The organism is Actinomadura terrae, assembly GCF_022751215.1.
GTDB lineage: Bacteria > Actinomycetota > Actinomycetes > Streptosporangiales > Streptosporangiaceae > Spirillospora > Spirillospora terrae.
In genome coordinates this window covers 512,143-527,755 of sequence record NZ_JAICDG010000005.1, presented here as the reverse complement: position 1 = coordinate 527,755, position 15,613 = coordinate 512,143, and the positions used below count along the sequence as shown (strand labels likewise).

Below are 15,613 nucleotides of genomic sequence, written 5' to 3'. Positions count from 1 at the left end.
AAACCCCGTTTCCTTTGGACACGGCGTGTACTTTTGACTCGGTGCAGAGTAACGCAACCCTGTAACCTGCTCAAGGTGGACATCGACGAGGGCGGGCTGAGCCGCCGGGAGCGGCTGCGTGTCGAGGCGAGCCGGGAGATCAAGGCCATCGCGCTCCGGCAGATGGCCGAGGGCGGGCCGGGAGCGATCTCGCTGCGGGGCATCGCCCGCGAGATGAGGATGACCGCGCGCGCGATCTACAGCTACTTCCCCACCCGGGACGACCTGATCACGGCACTGATCAGCGAGATCGCCGCATCGCTCGCCGAGGCGCTGGAGTCCGCCAGCGACGCGGTGCCCGACACCGACCCCGGTGGCAGGTTGATGGCCTGGGGCCAGGCGCTGAGGGATTGGGCACTGGCCCATCCGGAGAGCTTCCGCCTCTTCTACGGCCAGCCCGTCCCCGGCTACAAGCCCCCCGAGGACGGGCCGGTCGACCAGACGGCCCGCCGCGTGTGCCGCGAACTCACCCGCCTGGTGGCGACCGCATGGCCGCAGGCCCGGCACCACCAGCCCGAGGACACGTCCTGGTCCGACCTCCATCCGGACTACGTGGCGAAGATCCAGGAAGACCTCCCCGACGTGCCGCCCGCCGCGGCGGCGCTCGCGCTACGCGTCTGGGGCCGGATGCACGGCCTGGTCGCCCTGGAGATCGACGGCCACATCCACCCCGTGGCGGGCAACCCGGCCGCCCTGCACCGCGCCGAGATGCTCGACCTCGTCAAATCACTGGGCCTGGACTGAGCGGTCTCCACCGTGGACTAACCTCGGTCCTCATGTCTGACCAGCACGAAGAGCGCACCGTCGAGGCCAAATTCGAGATCGTCGAGTTCGACGAGACGGTCTACGAGGAGCCCGCCGACGGCCCCAAGCTGACCCGCGTCACGATCAGGAAGCGCTACGAGGGAGTCATCGAGGGCACGGGCGTGACCCACGTCCTCACGGCCCAAGGCGCGGCGGGCGGCGGCTACGTGGCGTCCGAACGAATCGAAGGCACCCTGGACGGCCGCCGGGGCACGTTCGTCATCCAGCACCACGGCCTGGCCGACGGCGAAACACAAAACAGCGACGGACGAATCATCCCGAACTCCGGAACCGGTGAACTCACCGGCATCTCAGGCAAAGCAATGGAACGGGAGTTCAAGGTACTCACCCTCGTCTACTCCCTCTGAAATGGTTTCCACACGGAAAGCCCGCGAGGTGACTCTTATGTAGCGTGCTGCGCTGGAACGAGTGGATCATCGCCGCCCCCCGACACGCTCGCCGTAGCCTGGGGACGCCGAGACCTCCGGAGGTGCGACGCCGATGTACGACGAGGCCACTATTGGAGCCAACGTACGAAGGTTGCGCCGCTGGCGGGGGATGTCGCTGCGAACCCTGGCTGACCTGGCAGGGCTCAGCCAGGGTTTCCTGTCCAAAGTGGAGAACGGCAAGCAGCCCCTTGACCGCCGCTCCCACATCGCCGCCGTCGCCCAGGCCCTCCAGGTCTCCGAAACCGACCTCATGGGCGGCCCCCACCTCACGCAGGATCCCGTGCAGGCCAGTGGCCACAGCGCTGTTCCGGCGCTACGGACGGCGCTCACCGTCAACACGCTTGACGACGCCAGGACCGATCGTCCGCGCCCCCTTGATGACCTCGCCGCCGCACTGGACGGACCAGTGCACAAGGCCGAGAAGAGCGCCGACTACGCCACGCGCGGTACCTTGCTCGCGCCGATCCTGGCGGAGTTGCATGCCCACGTCGCCGGAGGTGGAGAAGCGGACCAGCTTCGCGCCCTGCCGCTGCTCGTCCAGGCGAGTCACGGTGTCGCGATGACCGCACGGTTCCTCGGTTACGACGACCTTGCGGCGCTGGCCGCTCACCGTGCCTGTGAAGCGGCGGCGCGCCTGGAGGACCCTGTGGTCGGTGGACGCGCCGCATGGGTGAGGGCGCAGACGCTGCCACGCGGCACGGTCACCGGGAGGCGTGTCGCCGCGCATGCGGCCGACCATCTGCAGGGTATGGACAGCCCTGAGGCGCAGGAGACCTACGGGATGCTCCACCTGAACGCGGCGATGTGCGCTGCGACCCTCAACGACCTTGGGGCTGCCGAGGTGCACCTTGCCGAGGCTCGCGAGACCGCGTCCCGCATGGGTGAGCACCCCGGAGCCTGGGGCAGTTTCGGCCCTGCGAACGTGGGTGTGTGGGGCGTCGCCATCGCGACGGAGGTCGGCGACTACGAGGGCGCGGTTCGTACGGCCGAGACGGTCGACCCGGAGCAGTTGGGCAGTCGAGAGCGGCAGGCGATGCTGTGGGCTGACTTCGGGCGAGCGCTGGCACACATGCCAGGCCGTCAGCGGGACGCGGTGACCGCCCTCGTGCGCGCCGAGCGAATCGCCCCGCAGCGGATCCGCAACAGCGGTCCCGCGCGGCACGCCATCGAGGTCATGCTGTCGCAGGCGAGGGAGGCGGCCGTGGGGCGTGAGCTGCGGGGGATGGCCGCCCGAATGGGCGTCCCGCATTAGGTTTCCACATAGCATCACCGTGGGTGGTCATCTGGCTACCTTCTCGCGTCATGGACGCGACAATCACCGCACATCTGGAGCGGCTGGCGGGTGAGCTGAAGGTTCGGGGATGGCACGCGAAAATTCGTGTCGAGCCTGGCCGGACGCCCTGCCTGCATGTCCGCAACCCGGAGGCGCCTCGTATGAACGACGACGTCGTCGCCGACGCGTCCGCCTATCGGTGGACGTGGGGCAAGGACATCGGCCCGCTCTCGGAGACGGCGGCAGTAGCCGACCGTGTCATGTACGTACTGCGCACGAACGGCATGTGAAGACGTGAGCGCGGCGGCCGTGGCAAAGGCGCGGACGCGGCCGCCGTGCTCACTTGGAACGTCGCCCACGCTGTTCCCCGTGCCGGTGCTGTGATGGACGACGGTGCGTTCGTGAGGGCGCGGTGATCGGCGAGCGAGAAGGAGATGAGTGTGCGGGGCGATGGTGAGCGGAGGCCACAGGTGACAACCCGGCGGTAATGGCCCTGAAGCCCGTTTCGACGGCATCCCGCGCCGGGCGCGGCGTCGCCCCGTGACATGGAGTGGTTTCAGGCGCCGAGTTCGGTCCTCATCTGCCGGGGTCAAAGATAGGCCGGCTCGTCGTCGCCGAATCCAGCTCGTCATCGGGTGCGCCGATGTTCTGAGCGGCGGTCAGGAGCCACCTCCCGTTCTCCTTTGCCATGACCCACAGCGGAGAGCCCACGTCCGGCCCCTCGGGCGTCTGGTATATCTGGCGCAGCTTGACGGCAGCGACGTCAGGGCGGATGAACAGTACGTGCTCCAGTTCGAAGGTGATTGTCAGGTCCTGCATCCCACCAGGAAGCACTTGGTGTGTGAAGGCCGAGATCTCCTCGATGCCGAAGAGGCGCTTTCCGCCGCCCGTCGTCCAGATGGCGTCGGCTCGGAACAGCCTGAGGAATTCTTCGGGGAGTTCGTTGTTCTGTGCGTGTTCGACGCTGGCGATCACTTGCAGGATCGCTTCGATCTCAGCCTTGCTTGATTGTGCGTCGAGGCCCGATGTGCTCATGAAGGCTACTCTGCGACCTCGACCGTGCTTGAGGTCAAGATGTTTCGGGCGCCGTGTCACCGCTGCGTCGTGGGCGCGGTGGGGTCGCGGGTGCCAGCGCGGGTGGTATCGGCCAGGGGCGCGCGCACCTCGGCGGGCGGTGGACCGCACGGGCCAGTCCCCGTCCCGGTGTCGCCGGCCGTTGGCGTTGCGGGGATGTCGTGTCAGGGGACGTGGCGGGAGATCATTTCGGTGATCCAGGTGGGGGCGTAGGGGGACGTGCAGCCTGGGGGCGTCGGATAGTCCTTGAGTACTTCCAGGTGTTCGCCGATGTTGAGCGCGCGGGCGCGGTGGGTGGGGTGGGCTATGCCTATCTGGGCTAGGCAGTGGTTCATTTCCCATTGCAGGCGGTCTGGGGCGTCCTTCATTTGCGCTTCGATGGTGTCCAGGAGCGCTGGGAGGTCTAGGCCGTCGGGGTTCTTTGTTACGCGGTCGGTGGTCAGGGCCCAGGCGGCGCTGGCTACGACCGGGTCCGGGTCGGTGAACCAGGTCTGGCGTAGTTCTTCGGCGTGCGGGCTCTTCTTCACGACGTAGTTCACCAGCCAGTCGTGGACCTTGGGGGTGCGGGCCTCGCGCAGCATCGCGTCCAGGTCGGTGCTTTCGAAGTTCTTGGGGCGGCAGATCAGGGTGGCCAGGAGTTTCGCGGCGCTGTCGTCGGTCTGCCAGAGTTGGACCGCTAGTTCGTGTTGTGTCTTCAGTCGTTTCGCCAGTGCCCGAAGTTTGCTGAGGTTCACGGCGTGGTCGTCGCCGTGGCGCTCGTTCACCGCGCGTTTCTTCGGGTCCGCGAGGGCAGCCAGTTCGGCCATCACATCGTTGATCATCATGCTCAGCCTCCCACCGTCCGGGTTCAAAGTATGGCCGATTCCGATCGGAGGGGGTGTCGGAGGCCCGCAGGTCGGGGGAAAGAGTTTCGGCCGTGAACGGCCGCGTGGGGACTAGGGCCGGAACGTCGTCTGCCGTGGTTTCTTCAACCCTATTTCGATTTCGCTCCCGTGGTAATGTCACGTGCATGATCATTGAATTGAAGGGCTTGGCTGTTGGTCTGGTCACGATGGGGGTGACCGTAATTGCGCTCGCAGGCTCGGTCTCCGCGGAGCCGCCTCCGCCGGGTCAGCCGCCCGCCCTGTCGAGGGCAGAACAGCAACTGTTGGATTCGGGGGCGCCGAAAGACGTCGTCATCGACCCGCGTGATGGGCGGGTGCTATCGGTGACTCCGCGAAACGGTTTGCGGAGTTAACGGAGGTGGCGGGGGTGGGGGCCGGGCCGCCGGGCGTTCCCCTCTTGCGACCGGCGGCCCGGGGTCAGCGGGGCGGGCCTATGACGATCTGGCCGTAGGCGTCGGCGGCGGCTGACAGGGCTTCTTTCGAGATCTCGAAGTTTTCTGGGCGGGGAGTGGAGAGGTCGCGGCCGGCTTGGCGGAACATGCCCTCCAGGCCGCCGGGGGTGGCGATCATCAGGAGGTCCGCGCGGTCGGAGGTGATGCGGTAGCCGTGCGGGATGTTGCGGGGGAGGTAGACGATGCCGCCCTCGGACAGCTCCATCTCGTCGTCGCCCGCCCAGAGGAGGGCGGTGCCCTTGATGAGGAGGAAGACCTCGTCCTCGCGGGTGTGCATGTGGAACGGCGGCGCCTCGCCCTTGGAGACGTCGAACCGGCCGACGGTGAGTTGGCCCTCGGTCGCCGCCGCGTCCAGCAGGACGGAGAAGGTGCCGCCGTCGAGCCATTCGAGCTTCTGCTGGTCCTCGCGCTGGGCCAGGTACGGGATGCTCACGGCGCCTCCTTCGAAGCGGACGATTTCATCCGCTTAGCGCCGAGCATAGCTCGTCGCGAGGGTAAGCGGAAGCATTCGTCCGCTTTGCTGGCATACTGGGGCGCATGACTGCTGGTGGGCGGCGTCCGCGGCGCGACGCCGAGGCGAACCGTGAGCGGCTCCTTGCCGCGGCGGTCACGGCGATGCTCCGGGAGGGACGCGGCGTCCCGCTCGCGACCATCGCCGCCGAGGCGGGGGTCGGCGTCGGGACGCTGTATCGCAAGTATCCGGACCGGCAGGCGCTACTGCATGCGCTGGAGTACCGCGCTTATGGGCTGCTTGTCGACATGTTGGGGGATATTGACGAGCTGCGTTGTTCCGGGCTAGAGGCCGTCCAGGAGTATTTGAGGCGGAACGTTGAGGTGGGGGATCAGCTTGTTCTGCCGCTGCATGGGGCGCCGCCGTTGATGAGTGTGGAGGCGGTCGGGGCGCGGGGCGAAATTTATCGGTATTTGGACGGGTTTCTAGCGCGCGGGCGTGAGGACGGGAGTATCCGCGCGGACGTCAACGCCACCGATGTCATCGCGTTCGGCGCCCTCATCACGCAGCCGTTGTCGTTCGGGCCCCGTTGGCCGCGTATGGCGGAGCGTCAGATCGCGCTGTTCCTGAACGGACTTGCGGTGGTGGGGGTGGTTGGGCTTGGGGACGGGATTCGGCGCGAGGATATTGAGGACGCCTTTGCCCCTCAGTCTGGGCTTAGAGGGCCGTAGCGGCGGCGGATGGCGTGCGGGGACTGCGGTACATCCGCTGTCGTGAGATAACGGGACAGCGCCTCGTGGACGGCCGAGCGGAAGGCCAGGCGGAATGCGTCGAACGAGGGTATGCCGATGGTCGACCCGGTCAGCTCGCAGCTCCTCGGTAGCGTTTCGCGCAGCTCGCGGGAGAGTTCGGTCATCTCGTCCCTCGTCTGGGGGTCTGAGGAGTTGAGCGGGGCGAGCGTGATCAGGGGTTTCTCGTCCAGCTGCCGGAGGCGGTCGCGCAGGACGGGGTCCCGAAGTGCCCAGGGGTCGACGATCAGTACGCGCGGCGCGTCGGCGGGGTCGGGCAGGGCGTTGCCGAGGGTTTCGATGACGCAGTTGGTCTGGGAGGCGCTGAGCATCTGTTCGACGATCGGGATGCTCGTGTGTCCGCGGTAGGGAGTCCATTCGGACGGCTCGCGGCCGTAGTAGTAGGCGTCGCGACCGGACGGGAGCCGGCCGATGGACGGGACGACGAGCGTGAGCAGGACCAGTGGCAGGGTGGGGCGGCCCAGGTTGGCGGCGAACACGCTTTGCACCACGGAGAGGTCGGGGATGCGGCGGGGTGGGAGGGCGGTGAGCATCGCATGGTCGCGGATCGCGGCCGCGAGCCGCAGTACGGTCTCCTTGTACTGCTCACGGAACCGGCCCAGTTTCATGATCCCGTACAGGCCCTCCGCCGTGTAGGCGGGTGGGAAGTCCGAGGATATGAACTGCATTGAGCGCGCCGGCGCGGGGATGTCGGCGCTGCCCATCGGCATCCAGAGCGCGGGGACGATCGGCATGGGACGCGGCGCGTTCGGGGCCTCCAGCAGTGCCTCCTGCGCGCGTTCCTGGAACGCCGCCCATTCCTTCCCGCAGTATTCGCTGGCGAAATAGCCGGGCGAGAACAAGGGGACGAAGACGCGGCAGTTCGACAACGCGTTCATGATCTGGTTCGGCCAGCCGGCGGCCAGCGGCAGTTGGCGGTCCATGAAACCCGGGTTCGGTGAATCCGTCATCTGGCCGAGGTCCGCGCACAGGTCTTCGAAGAACTTGACCACCCATCGGTCGGTGTCCTCTGGACGGTAGCGTGAGCGCGCGTAGCTGAGGAAGAAGAGCGGGCGCTGGTCGTCGGCCGGGGACGGTTGTTCTTTGGGCCGCCTGGGGCGTGTCGACGGGATCTCGACCGGTTTCGACGGTGGGGGTGGTGAGCCGTCGTCTAGGACGGTGACCTGGAGTTCGTCGCTGCGTATCGTCGCGCCGCCCTGCGTCATCATCGTGAGCGTCAGCGGGTGTTTTCCCGGGTCGGTCGTGGGGGTCGGTCTGATGACGAAACGGGCCGGGCTGTAGCTTCCGCCGAAACGGTGGACGATCACCGTGTTGTCGTCCACCGACGAGACCGTGAAGTCGGGGCCGCCGTCCAGGACGCAGGTCAGCGCCACCTCCTCGGCCTCGTACGGCCAGGCTCCGGGCTCCTGGAGGACGCGGCATTCCACCGTGACGAGGTATTCCTCCCCGCGCCGCACCTGGCGCGGCCAGCCGATGACGGGTTGCAGGTTGACCGCGTGCACCGTCATGGTTCCCCGGCCTCCCTCGATCGCAGTTCGAGAACGGTGTCGGGATACCCGTAGTACACGTACATGAAGGCGTAGAAGAACGGGAAGAGGCGGCGGGCGGTTTCGGTGTCGGTGCCCCGGGACGGTTCCGGGGCGGTGGCGGCGATCCGGCGGCGGTAGTCGCGTAGCGCGGTGGCGATCGGCGCGTTTCCTGGGCGCATGACGTGGGCGACGAGGTCGCGTCCCGCCTCGTGTCCGGCGCGCATTCCGACGGCGCCGAGGGTCCCGATGAAACCGGACGCGCCGGAGCGCAGGAAGACCTCGGCGAAACCGCGCAGGGTGGCGTCGTCGAGTTCGGGGTCGAACGCCTGGCGTCCGGAATGGCAGGCGTTGAGGAACACCACGCTCCGCGAGGAGGAGATGCGGCGGAAGGTGCGGGCGTCGATGTCGCGGACGGTGACGACGTCCCAGTCGGCGGGGCCGTCCCTGAGCCTGATCTTCGCGCCGGACGGCTCGGCGGACGGGTACTCGCCGTGGCAGGCGATGTAGACGAGCGCGACCGGGTCGCCGGGCTGGTCGAGGTGGAGGAAGAGGCCGTCGAGCGAGTCGTCCCAGATCCGGGCGGAGAGGTGGTCGAGGAGGCGGCGGTCGGCGCGCATCTCCTTGTTGATGTAGGCGGCGACGTCGCCCTTGCAGGTCTCCGGCGGCGGTTCGGCCAGGCGCCGCCGCTCGACCGCCGTCGTGGACCGCGTCACGGTGACGAGGGCGCCCATCCATCCCTGCTCCGGCGGCTCGGTCAGCCAGAGCAGTTCCCAGGGCAGGTCGTAGTCGGTGAGGTCCAGGATGATCAGCCGGAGGTCGGCGCCGTGCGCGCGGCGGATCGCGGCGAGCCAGCCGTGCAGGCGCTCGTTGAGGTGGATCGACCACGACCTGAGGCGTTTCCACGTCTCGGACGGTGACTCGCCGCCCTCCTCGGGCGTGATCAGCGAGCCGAGCGACAGGCGCGGTGGGCGCGCCTGGGTGCGCGGGGCCGTGTAGGGGAGTTCGATGCCGCAGCAGCAGGCGCCGGTGAGCCCGAAGACCTCGGTGTCGCCGCTGTGGTCGCGGGTCACGGTCAGCCGCGCGGTCCCGGTCGGCAGCGCGTCGGTGAGGGCGGACGGCCGCGCCGCCAGGGCCACCGGTTCGGGCCGGTCGGCGGGCGGGGCGGGGCGGCGTCCGGTGGTGGGACGCGGCGGGCGGGCGAGCGGCCGTTGCAGCTTCTGCCCGGCGAGCGCCTTGTTCAGCCGACTGATCATGCCGCTCATGGCGCCTCGCGGTCGGACAGCAGCCGCGCGCCGAGCGCCTCGGACAGTTGGACGGTCAGCCGCGCGTTGTGCCGCGGCCCGGGGTCGACCACGACGGTCTCGACGTGGCCGAGGGCGCGGATCGTCCGGGCGACGTGCAGGCTGTCGCGGAAGCCCTCGCCGCCCGCGTAGTCCGGGAGCGCGCCGAGGCGGCTGGCGGCCAGCGGGACGTTGCCGCGCCCGTCGGTGACGACGACGAGCAGTACGTCCTCGGACGGCAGTCGCCCGCGGTGCATGCGGTCGCGCAGCAGCGAGGCGACCAGGTCGAGGCCGTGCGCGAGCGGTGTGCAGCGTCCGCGCGGGCGGTCGAGTGCCTGGAGGACGCGCGGGTCGAGCAGCCCGGCGGCGAGGAACCGCTGTGCGCGGGCCTCGCACGCCGCGTCCTGCGCGCCGACCTCGACCACGCAGACCGCCGCCCGCCCGGAGTAGGCCCACTGGAGGTACGGGGCTAAGGGCCGCGTCCAGTCCCACCGGTCGTGGCAGGTGTGGTCGAGGACGAGTGCCAGCAGCTTGTTCGGCCGCCCGCCGCGCCGGTAGGAGCGCAGGTCCGTCGCCCGCATGTGGGTCGCGTGGCCCGCCGTGAAGTGGTCGGGGCAGCGCCGCGCCTGGTGGCGGGCCGCTTCGAGGAACGTCGCGACGACCGCGATGTCGTCGACGCGGTCGGCGGGACGGACGCCGATCGGCCAGCCGCCGTTCAGCGCGGGCAGCGCCCTGCGGGACGGGCTCGGACGCAGCGTCCCCGGCTCCCGCCCGACCTCGACCTCGTCCTCGGGGTAGGGGGTGAACGGGGCGGCGAGGGTGAACGCGTCGGGACCGGTCGGCTCCGGGGCGTCCGGCTCGATGACCTCGCGGGTGACGGGCTCGGCCTCGGCGGCGGGCGGCCCCGAGGCGTCGCCCGGGCGGTCCGGTGAGGGTTCGTCGGCGCCGGGACGGTGGTCGGGACCGGCGGCCAGGCCGATCAGCGACGCGGCGGCGTCGACGTCGCCCATCGTCGTGGCCGCCCGTCCGGCGAGGGTCGCGAGCGCGCGGGCGAGCCTGATCAGCGCGAGTTCCCTGCGCATGCCGGGGGACGTTCGTCCGGTGAGCGCCATGACGTCGCCGATCACGTCCGAGGGGACCGTCGCGGGCGGCCCGGCCGGCAGGGAGTGGAGCCGGTCCAGCGCGTCCAGGACCTCCGGCGTCAGCTCGGACGCGTCGATCCGGATCGGGAACCGGTCGAGCAGGTGCGGGGACACCCGTCCGACGTCGGCGCGGGCGCACGCGGCGAGCCAGCGGCTGCGCGGCGTCCAGGTGAGGCTGAGGCCGTCGCGTTCCAGGTGGGCGACGTCGCCGTCCAGCAGCGTGATCGCGGCGCGGCGCTCGGCCAGCCCGAGCCGCGCCAGGTCGCCGACGACGACCACCGGGGGCGGGCCGTCCGGCGGGTCGACGAGCGGGCCGGGGGAGATCGTGATGCCGGAGCCCGCGCGGGGTGTCGGACGGCTCCACAGCGCGTCCTCGCGCGCGCCCGAGCCCAGGTGCGTCGTGCGTTCGGTTCCCAGCGCCTGCGCGAGGCGGCGGCCGAGCGGCGCGGCGAGTTCGGGACGCAGGTCGAACAGCAGTACGCCGCGCAGCTCGGGATCGAAGGCGGCGCAGGCCAGCGCCGTCGCCACGCGGTCGAGGACGGTGTCGGCCACGGCTATCCCGCCGTGATTTCGTCCAGCCGCTTCTGGTCGTCCTCGGTCCACTCGATGGCCTCGCCGAACGCCGCCTCGGGGAGCCGGTGCGCCAGCGCGTAGGGCGCGACGGCGCGCACGTCGGCCACGGTCGTCGTGTTCTCCCATCCGCGCAGCGCGGCATGGGCGCGCGCGGCGAGCGCCGTCACGATGTCGCCCCGGTGCCCGGCGACGCCGAACTCCGCCGCGATCGTCGCCGACAGCTCGACGATGTCGCCGGGGATCTCGTGCTTGCGGACGAGCCGCCGCGCCTCCTTGAGTTCGAGCCGCCGCCTCCGGTCGAACAGGTTGCCCTTCACCAGCCAGGACGACTTCGGGGCGTCCTTCTCCTGCTGGAACCGCAGGACGGTCTCGACCACGCGCCGCCGCACGAGCGCCGAGGTCTCCGTCGTGATCGGCACCAGCAGCCCGAACCGGTCGAGCAGCTGCGGGCGCAGCCCGCCCTCCTCCGGGTTCATCGTGCCGACCAGCGAGAACCGCACCGGGACCTCGGGCCGGTCGAGCCCCTCCCGCTGGACGTTGAGCACGCCCGTGGACGCCACGTCCAGGATCAGGTTGACCAGGTGGTCGTCGAGCAGGTTGACCTCGTCCACGTAGAGCAGGCCGGTCTTGTTGGCCTCCTCCAGCAGGCCGGGCTGCTGCCGCGTCTCGCCCGCCATCAGCGCGTCGATGCGCCAGCCGCCGAGCACGCGGTCGTCGGTGGCGTTGATGGGCAGCGTGACGGGCAGGGCGCCGAACATCATCCGGCTGAACGCGCGGACGGCCGTGGACTTCGCCGTCCCGCGCTCGCCGGTGATCAGCAGGCCGCCGATCCCGGGCTCGATGTAGGACAGCTCCAGGCACATGCGCAGCGCGTCCTGGCCCACGAGGTAGCTGTAGGGCAGGATCGGGACCGTGGGCTTGCCGGGCACGGGCACGGGCACGGGCCCGGTCTCCGCAGACTCGCCGGTCACGGGCGCGCGGGCTGCCAGCGGAGCGTGACCTGCAACTGGCAGCCGGACGTGAGTTCGACGATCTTCGCGCCGACCTTGCCGTCCACCTTCACGCCCATCTGGAGCTCGACCTCGTGCGGACGGGAGGCCGCGGGCATCGTCTCCAACTGCGCCGCGACCTCGTCGGCGCAGTTGCGGACGAGGGCGACGGCCTCCTGGAACAGCGGGCGGCTGACGCGCACGACCCGGTCGCCGGCGCCGCGCGTCTCCCTCCCGTCGTACAGGTCCGCGTGGTCGGCGGCGGGAGCGTCCTCGACCTCGATCTGGATGACGCCTCGTCCGTCGCTGCTCTCGTCGACCACCACGGCCATGGGACCCCCTGAAAACGGGTGCGGGACCGGCTTTCGCCGCGAATTTCCATCGTAATCACGCCGGTGCGGTGGGTCCCGGTATCGCCGCATCGCTGCCCGTATGTGGACACGGAAGGGCCCGCGCCCGCCGGGCCGACCCGGGCGGAGGCCGAGGTCACGCCTTGGGTTAGTGTCGGAAAGATGCGCTTCGCGATCTCCATTCCCCAGGACCTCACCGACCGCGCGTTCGACCCGGCCGCGTTCCGCGCCCACATGCGGCGGGTGGAGGAACTCGGGTTCGACGGCGCCTGGACGCAGGAGCAGGTGCTCGGTTCGGCGGGCCGGTCGAGCCCGGTCGAGATCCTCACCTACGCCGCCGCGTGCACCGAGCGGGTCCGGCTCGGCTGCGCGGTGTTCGTGACCACCACGCACAGCCCCGTCCACCTGGCCAAGAGCCTGAGCACGCTGGACCAGCTCAGCGGCGGACGGCTGGAGGTCGGCGTCGGCATCGGCAACCGGGGGCCGGGCATGGCGGCGTTCGGCGTCGATCCCGAGGACGGCCTGGTCGCCCGGTTCACCGAGGGCCTGGACGTGATGAAGGCGCTCTGGACCGAGCCCAGCGTCACCCTCGACGGACGGTTCTGGCAGCTCACCGACGCGACCATGGAGCCGAAGCCCTACCAGCGTCCGCACCCGCCGCTGTGGTTCGGCGCCCGCGCCCCGGCGGCGCTGCGGCGCGCGGTCCGGCGCGGGGACGGGTTCTTCGGCGCCGGGTCGTCGACGACCGCGCAGTTCACCGAGCAGGTCGGGATCGTCCGCGAGGCCCTCGCCGAGGACGGCCGCGACCCCGCGACGTTCTCCATCGCCAAGCGCGTCTACATCGCCGTGGGCGACGACGCGGCTGAGGTCCGGGAGCGGGTCGCCGCGTCTTTGGAGCGCCTCTACGGGCGGGGCGGCCTGGAGGCGGTCGCCGTCTCCGGGTCCGCCGACGCGTGCGCGGAGGGGTTGCGCGAGGTGCGGGACGCGGGCGCCGAGCTGGTCCTGCTCACCCCGCTCTACGACGACGCGGAGCAGATGGAACGGCTCGCCGCCGAGGTCGTCCCGCAGCTGACCGGGAAGAACTAACGGAAAGGCCCCGGAACGCGGGCTGCGTTCCGGGGCCGGACTCCGTCTACCGCGAGTGCTTGCGGAAGAACTTGTTCAGCGTCGGGTTGAAGACGTCCGAGCGCTCCCACTGCGGCATGTGGCCGCTCTCGTTGGCGACGACGGTCTCGACGCCGCGGATGTGGGACGCCATGACCCGCTGGACGCTCGGCGGGCTGTAGAGGTCGCCGTCGCCCCACAGCAGCAGCGTGGGGACGCGGATCTTCTCGACGTCGGCCCAGGAGGGCTTGTTGATGTTGGGCTGCGAGATCTCGGTGTGGATGGCCCGGTCGTGGATCTCGACCCATTCCTTCACACCGGCCGGGTTGAGCGCCCGGTAGGACGGCCCGAGCTCGATGAAGTCGGCCGGCATGTCGTAGAAGCCCTCGGGCCGCAGCCGGGCGAGCATGTCCTTGTAGGCCTGGTCGGTGATGCCGGTCAGGCTTCCGCTGAGGACCAGGCTGAGCAGCCGCTCGGGGTGGGTCAGCGCGTAGTCGAGCGCGATGCCGCCGCCCGCCGCGACGCCGACCGCGTGGAACTTCTTGATGCCGAGGTGCTCGATGAGGGCGTGCAGGTCGCCGGCACCGGTCCCGGGGTCGTCCTTCGAGCCCGCGTCGGACTTGAAGTAGCCGCGGCGCGAGTAGGCGATGACGCGGTACCCGGCCTTGGCGAAGTAGGGCTGCTGGTAGGGCCAGCTCTCCGCACTGCCGGTGCCGGGGTGCAGGAAGACGACGGGGGTTCCGTTGCCTCCGGTGTCCCAGTAGTACAGCCGCGCGCCGGGCACCGGCACGTAGCCCTCCCGCGCCCGGACCTGCTCGGGCACGGGGATGATGCGCAGCGGCGACGCCGGCCCGGGGATGCGGCCGCCACCGAGCGCTCCGGCGGCGCTCGCGGTGCCGGAGCCGACGGCGAGCGCCGCCCCCCCGGCGGCGAGCGCCGTCACGCCGCCCAGCAGGCCGCGGCGGCCGATGCCGCGGCGGTCGGTGCCGGGAACGCCACCCGTGCGTTCGGCGCTGTCGTTGGTCGTCACTCAAGACCTCCCAAGATCCTTGATGGGACGACCCCGCGTATCCCCCCGGGCGGCAGGGCTCGTCAGGCCAGGAATATAACTCACTGTTGATGCGATCAACAGCCCGCCTTGCAGGGAAAACATGCTGAAACGCCATTTACTGGCGATGTTGACGGAGACAACAGAGACGTCAGTTCGGGGTGGCTACCGTGAGCTACGGGCGGCCGGTGGGGTCACCGGGCCAGGAGTTCGGCGAGCGCGGCGTCGATGAACGCGGTGTCGACGGGGTTGCTGCCGTGGCCCGAGAAGTGCCCCCACACGCCGGGGATCACGCGCAGTTCCGCGTTCGGGATGTGCTGGACGGCCCACGCCTCGTCCTCGGGCGGGAAGTACAGGTCCTTCTCGCCCGGCATGACCAGCGCCCGCGCCTTGATGGACGCGAGGGCCGCCTTGGTGTCGCCGTTGAAGCCCGGGGTCAGGCCGACGTCGGCGTTCTGCCACGTCCACAGCATCGTGAGCAGGTTGTTCGCGTCGCGGTCGTCCAGGAAGAAGCCCTCCCAGAAGCCGACGAGGAAGTCCTCGAGCGAGCTGTAGCCGAGGGTCTCGTAGAGGCGGTCCCAGTAGAACGCCTGGGAGAACCCCCAGCCCGCGTAGACGCGGGCGGCGGCGCGCAGGCCGCGCGTCGGCGGCGAGGTGTACCAGCCCTCCGCGAACGCGGCGTCGGCGGTGAGCGCGGCCTTGACGCCTTCGAGGAACACCTTGTTGTGGTAGCTGGTGCGGGACGAGCCGCAGAACGGCGCGATGCGCTCGACCATCTCGGGGTGGCTGACGCCCCACTGGTAGGTCTGCCCGGCGCCCATCGACCAGCCGGTCACCAGCGGCAGCCGCTCGATGCCGAAGTGCTCGGTGACGAGCCGGTACTGCGCCTCGACGTTGTCGTACATCGTGACGTTCGGGAACCGGCTCTGGTTGTAGGGCGGCGGCGTGTTGCTCGGCGAGCTGGAGAGCCCGTTGCCGAGCATGTTCGGCACGATGATGAAGTAGCGGGACGGGTCCAGCGCCATGCCCTCGCCGATCAGCCACTCGTTGTCCTGGTGCCGCCCGGAGTACCAGGTCGGGTAGACGATCGCGTTGCCCTTGTCGGCCGCCAGCGTGCCGTAGGTCTCGTAGGTGAGCTGTGCGCCGCGCAGGGTCGCGCCGCCCTGGAGGACGAAGTCGCCGAGCTCGTATGTCGTGGCCATGTGGGAACCCCCTTATTTTCCGCCGAAACTATTTCGGACGGAACCAATGGTCAAGAGGGGACAGGACGGATCGCCCCCACGACGTCCCCACGCCGCCCCCCACTGTCGCCGTCCCCATCCGGCGGGGGGTGAATCCAGGTACACCCCCGGCGGGGGTCTAG

At 70.1% G+C, this 15,613-nt stretch carries 16 protein-coding genes; 6 read left to right on the top strand and 10 right to left on the bottom strand.

What is annotated here, in order from left to right; all coding sequences use genetic code 11:
* Positions 1 to 75: 75 nt before the first annotated feature.
* From K2F47_RS31395 to K2F47_RS31380, 4 genes are all read left to right on the top strand, one after another.
* Entirely contained in the window at positions 76 to 783 is a 708-nt protein-coding gene (locus K2F47_RS31395; protein ID WP_242909533.1) for a TetR/AcrR family transcriptional regulator, read from the top strand.
* A gap of 32 nt (positions 784 to 815) precedes the next feature.
* Positions 816 to 1,211 (top strand): DUF3224 domain-containing protein, encoded by a 396-nt coding sequence (locus tag K2F47_RS31390; protein ID WP_242909532.1) that lies wholly within the window; start codon positions 816 to 818, stop codon positions 1,209 to 1,211.
* Between the two features lie 133 nt (positions 1,212 to 1,344).
* Positions 1,345 to 2,544 (top strand): helix-turn-helix domain-containing protein, encoded by a 1,200-nt coding sequence (locus K2F47_RS31385; RefSeq protein ID WP_242909531.1) that lies wholly within the window; start codon positions 1,345 to 1,347, stop codon positions 2,542 to 2,544.
* Between the two features lie 50 nt (positions 2,545 to 2,594).
* Complete coding sequence (locus tag K2F47_RS31380) at positions 2,595 to 2,855, top strand: hypothetical protein (protein ID WP_242909530.1); 261 nt, start codon at positions 2,595 to 2,597, stop codon at positions 2,853 to 2,855.
* Between the two features lie 286 nt (positions 2,856 to 3,141).
* Here the strand turns inward: K2F47_RS31380 and K2F47_RS31375 are convergent, their stop codons facing one another.
* The 3 genes from K2F47_RS31375 to K2F47_RS31365 form a co-directional block, all read right to left on the bottom strand.
* Entirely contained in the window at positions 3,142 to 3,600 is a 459-nt protein-coding gene (locus K2F47_RS31375; protein WP_242909529.1) for an SgcJ/EcaC family oxidoreductase, read from the bottom strand.
* A gap of 203 nt (positions 3,601 to 3,803) precedes the next feature.
* Positions 3,804 to 4,463, bottom strand: coding sequence for a DNA alkylation repair protein (locus K2F47_RS31370; protein ID WP_242909527.1), 660 nt, complete (start codon positions 4,461 to 4,463; stop codon positions 3,804 to 3,806).
* Positions 4,464 to 4,940: 477 nt separating this feature from the next.
* Positions 4,941 to 5,408 (bottom strand): cupin domain-containing protein, encoded by a 468-nt coding sequence (locus K2F47_RS31365; RefSeq protein ID WP_242909526.1) that lies wholly within the window; start codon positions 5,406 to 5,408, stop codon positions 4,941 to 4,943.
* A 104-nt stretch (positions 5,409 to 5,512) separates the two neighbouring features.
* On the opposite strand from K2F47_RS31365, the gene K2F47_RS31360 reads away from it, so the two are divergent.
* A complete protein-coding gene (locus K2F47_RS31360; protein ID WP_242909525.1) occupies positions 5,513 to 6,157 on the top strand; it encodes a TetR/AcrR family transcriptional regulator in 645 nt (214 codons plus the stop codon).
* On the opposite strand, the gene K2F47_RS31355 is transcribed toward K2F47_RS31360, so the two are convergent.
* From K2F47_RS31355 to K2F47_RS31335, 5 genes are read right to left on the bottom strand one after another with little or no spacing between them, the layout of a single operon-like run.
* Entirely contained in the window at positions 6,133 to 7,743 is a 1,611-nt protein-coding gene (locus K2F47_RS31355; RefSeq protein ID WP_242909524.1) for a TIR-like protein FxsC, read from the bottom strand. The genes K2F47_RS31360 and K2F47_RS31355 overlap by 25 nt on opposite strands.
* On the bottom strand, positions 7,740 to 9,017 hold the full coding sequence (locus K2F47_RS31350) for a CHAT domain-containing protein (RefSeq protein WP_242909523.1): 1,278 nt from the start codon (positions 9,015 to 9,017) through the stop codon (positions 7,740 to 7,742). Before K2F47_RS31350 ends, K2F47_RS31355 begins: the two co-directional genes overlap by 4 nt.
* A 5-nt stretch (positions 9,018 to 9,022) precedes the next feature.
* Positions 9,023 to 10,738 (bottom strand): hypothetical protein, encoded by a 1,716-nt coding sequence (locus K2F47_RS31345; RefSeq protein WP_242909522.1) that lies wholly within the window; start codon positions 10,736 to 10,738, stop codon positions 9,023 to 9,025.
* 2 nt (positions 10,739 to 10,740) lie between these two features.
* Positions 10,741 to 11,700 (bottom strand): AAA family ATPase, encoded by a 960-nt coding sequence (locus tag K2F47_RS31340; RefSeq protein ID WP_242909521.1) that lies wholly within the window; start codon positions 11,698 to 11,700, stop codon positions 10,741 to 10,743.
* A 26-nt stretch (positions 11,701 to 11,726) separates the two neighbouring features.
* Positions 11,727 to 12,080, bottom strand: coding sequence for a CU044_2847 family protein (locus K2F47_RS31335; RefSeq protein ID WP_242909520.1), 354 nt, complete (start codon positions 12,078 to 12,080; stop codon positions 11,727 to 11,729).
* 180 nt (positions 12,081 to 12,260) lie between these two features.
* Between K2F47_RS31335 and K2F47_RS31330 the strand changes: the two genes are divergently transcribed.
* Positions 12,261 to 13,184: an LLM class flavin-dependent oxidoreductase gene (locus tag K2F47_RS31330; RefSeq protein WP_242909519.1), complete on the top strand. Its 924-nt coding sequence runs from the start codon at positions 12,261 to 12,263 to the stop codon at positions 13,182 to 13,184.
* A gap of 46 nt (positions 13,185 to 13,230) precedes the next feature.
* Here K2F47_RS31330 and K2F47_RS31325 read toward each other — a convergent pair whose 3' ends face one another.
* A complete protein-coding gene (locus K2F47_RS31325) occupies positions 13,231 to 14,232 on the bottom strand; it encodes an alpha/beta fold hydrolase (RefSeq protein WP_242909518.1) in 1,002 nt (333 codons plus the stop codon).
* A gap of 212 nt (positions 14,233 to 14,444) precedes the next feature.
* Positions 14,445 to 15,452: an alpha/beta fold hydrolase gene (locus tag K2F47_RS31320; protein WP_242909517.1), complete on the bottom strand. Its 1,008-nt coding sequence runs from the start codon at positions 15,450 to 15,452 to the stop codon at positions 14,445 to 14,447.
* Positions 15,453 to 15,613 lie beyond the last annotated feature (161 nt).